General features: G+C 65.3%; 2 protein-coding genes. Both read right to left on the bottom strand.

Annotated features, from left to right (window positions below; genetic code table 11):
* A partial coding sequence (locus EOA28_RS31860) for a PCRF domain-containing protein (RefSeq protein ID WP_128315660.1) occupies positions 1-379 on the bottom strand: 379 nt, incomplete at its 3' end.
* Between the two features lie 139 nt (positions 380-518).
* On the bottom strand, positions 519-2,668 hold a 2,150-nt coding region (gene ptsP, locus EOA28_RS31855), incomplete at its 5' end, for a phosphoenolpyruvate--protein phosphotransferase (RefSeq protein ID WP_128315659.1).

Here is a 2,668-nt window from a genome sequence, read left to right as displayed (position 1 = left end):
GTGCTGCCTCGTCGCCGCCGGTGCCCGCGCGGATTTCGAGGATGGCGTTCCTTTCGTCGGCCGCATCCTTGGGCAGGAGCAGGATTTGGATGTCCTTCTGCAGCGCCTCGATGCGGCTCTCGACCTCCGGCAGGTCCGCCTCGGCCAGGGCCCGCATCTCGGCATCGGTTGCCTTGTCGGCGAGCATCGCCTCGAGATCCGCCTGCTCCTGCTCGGCGGCTCGCAACGACCGGATCTTGCCCACCATCTCCTGGATGTCGGCATATTCGGAAGCCATTTTGACATATTGATCGGCGGCAGGCCCGGCCGCCATCTGCGCTTCGAGCATGTCGAAACGCTTGACGACTTGATCCATACGGTCGCGAGGCAGGTTGATCATGGTCTTCGAACTTCGATGGAATTCACGTCAGGGCGAGTCGAAAATGGCGAGTTTCGAGAACTGGAGCCGAATGTACATTTAGGTACATGAGCACCGGGAGCGCAGAAAATCGCCATTTGCAGACCGCCCTCACGTGAATCTATAGCGGAATAGAACGGTCGTCGGCAAACGCCTGCAGCAGCGCCCGCATCGGCGTTCCCAGGCTGGGCGCCATCAGATTGTCCTTGAAGAAGTCTTTCAGCTCCTGCAGCGGCAGCTCTGTCAGCATCGCCTTGACCGGGCCGATCGAGGCCGGCGACATCGAGATCGAGCGGAAGCCGAGGCCGATCAGCGCCATTGCCGAGATCGGCTTGCCGGCAAGCTCGCCGCACAGCGTCACCGGCGTGTTGTTGCGCACGCCGGCATCGGCAATCGTCTTCAACACCCGCAGGAACGGCGCCGAAAGCGTGTCGAAACGGTCGGCAAGCTGCGTGTTGCCGCGGTCGACCGCCATCATGAACTGGAAGAGGTCGTTGGAGCCGACCGAAACGAAATCCACCGCCTTCATAAGTTCGTCGAGCTGGAACAAGAGCGAGGGCACTTCCAGCATCGCGCCGAGCTTGAGGCTGGTGGGCAGGTGATGGGCAAAGCGCGACAGGTGCCGGACCTCCCGGTCGATGATCTCGCGCGCCTGCGCGATCTCCGACAGCTCGGTCACCATAGGCAGCATCAGCTTCAGCTCGCGGCCGCCGCTGGCTTTCAGCAGCGCCCGGATCTGCGTTCTGAGCAGGCCGGGACGATCGAGCGTCAGCCGGATCGCGCGCCAGCCGAGCGCCGGGTTTTCCTCCTGGATCGCGCCCTTGAAATAAGGCAGCACCTTGTCTCCCCCGATATCGATGGTGCGGAAGGTGACCGGCTTGCCGCGCGCGGCATCGAGGACGTCGCGGTAGAGCCGCTCCTGCGCCTCGGCGCGCGGGAAGGTCGAGGCGACCATGAACTGCAATTCGGTGCGGAAGAGTCCGATGCCGGCGGCGCCCGATTCGGTCAGCTGCGGCAGATCGACGGCAAGACCCGCATTCATCAGGAGATCGACCGGAACGCCATCCTTGGTCAGCGACGGCTTCTTGCGCAGTTCCCGGTACACTTCCTGCCGTCGGGCCCGGAACCGGACCTTTTCGGCATAGGCGGCCTCGAGATCCGACTGCGGCCGCAGGTGGATGGTCCCTTCCTCGCCGTCCACAATGATGGCGTCGCCGTTTTCCGCCATGGAAACGGCGCCCTTCATCTGGCCGGCGACGGGAATGCCCATGGCGCGGGCGACGATGACGACATGGCTGGTCGCGGCGCCATCCTCCAGCACCAGGCCGCGCAGCTTGTCGCGCGGATAGTCGAGCAGTTCGGCCGCGCCCATCGAACGGGCGACGATGATGGCGTCCTTGGGCAGCGCGGCCGCGACATCCTCGGGGCCGCGCCCCATCAACTGGCGCAGGAGCCGGTTGGCAAGGTCGTCGAAATCGCTCATCCGCTCGCGCAGATAAGGGTCTGTCATGTGCAGCATGCGGGCGCGCATGTCGCTCTGCACCTTCTCGACCGCCGCTTCCGCGGTCAGGCCGTTGCGGATCGCCTCTTCCAGCCGGCGCACCCAACCGCTGTCATTGGCGAACATGCGATAGGCCTCGAGCACCTCGCGGTGCTCGCCCTCGAAGGCGACTTCGCGCCGCTCCAGCATGTCGTCGATGGACAGCCTGAGTGAGCCGAGCGAGGACTGCAGCCGGCGCACCTCCTCCTCGCTGTCCTCGTTGAACAGGTTGGTGACGACGATGCGCGGCTCGTGCAGCACGACATGGCCGAGGCCGACGCCCTCGTTGAAGGAAAGGCCGGTGAAGCTCACCGGGCGGCGCAGGTCGAGCTCCAGCCCGGGCCGGGTCAGGCGCGCGAGATCGCCGGTGGCGATCATCTCGGCGATCACCATCGCCGTGGTTTCCAGCGCCTCGACCTCGTCGTCTCGATAATGGCGCATGGTCTTGTTCTGCACCACCAGCACGCCCAGCGTGCGCCCCGCCCTCAGCACCGGCACGCCGAGGAAGGAGTTGTAGATCTCTTCGCCGGTCTCCGGCAGATAGGCGAAGGCCGGGTGCTCCTGCGCGTTGGACAGGTTGAGCGGCCGCGCGCTGGCGGCAATCGTGCCGACCAGGCCCTGCCCCAGCCGCAACTGCGACAGGTGGACGGCGTTGGGGTTCAGACCTTCGGTGGCGTAGAGCTCGAGCACGGAGTCGGCGCGCAGCACATAGAGCGAGCAGACTTCCGCCA

This window comes from Mesorhizobium sp. M2A.F.Ca.ET.067.02.1.1 (genome assembly GCF_004023285.1).
In the GTDB taxonomy this organism is placed as follows: Bacteria; Pseudomonadota; Alphaproteobacteria; order Rhizobiales; family Rhizobiaceae; genus Mesorhizobium.
The sequence above is the reverse complement of the archived record's forward strand: the minus strand, read 5'-3'. Positions and strand labels throughout refer to the sequence as shown.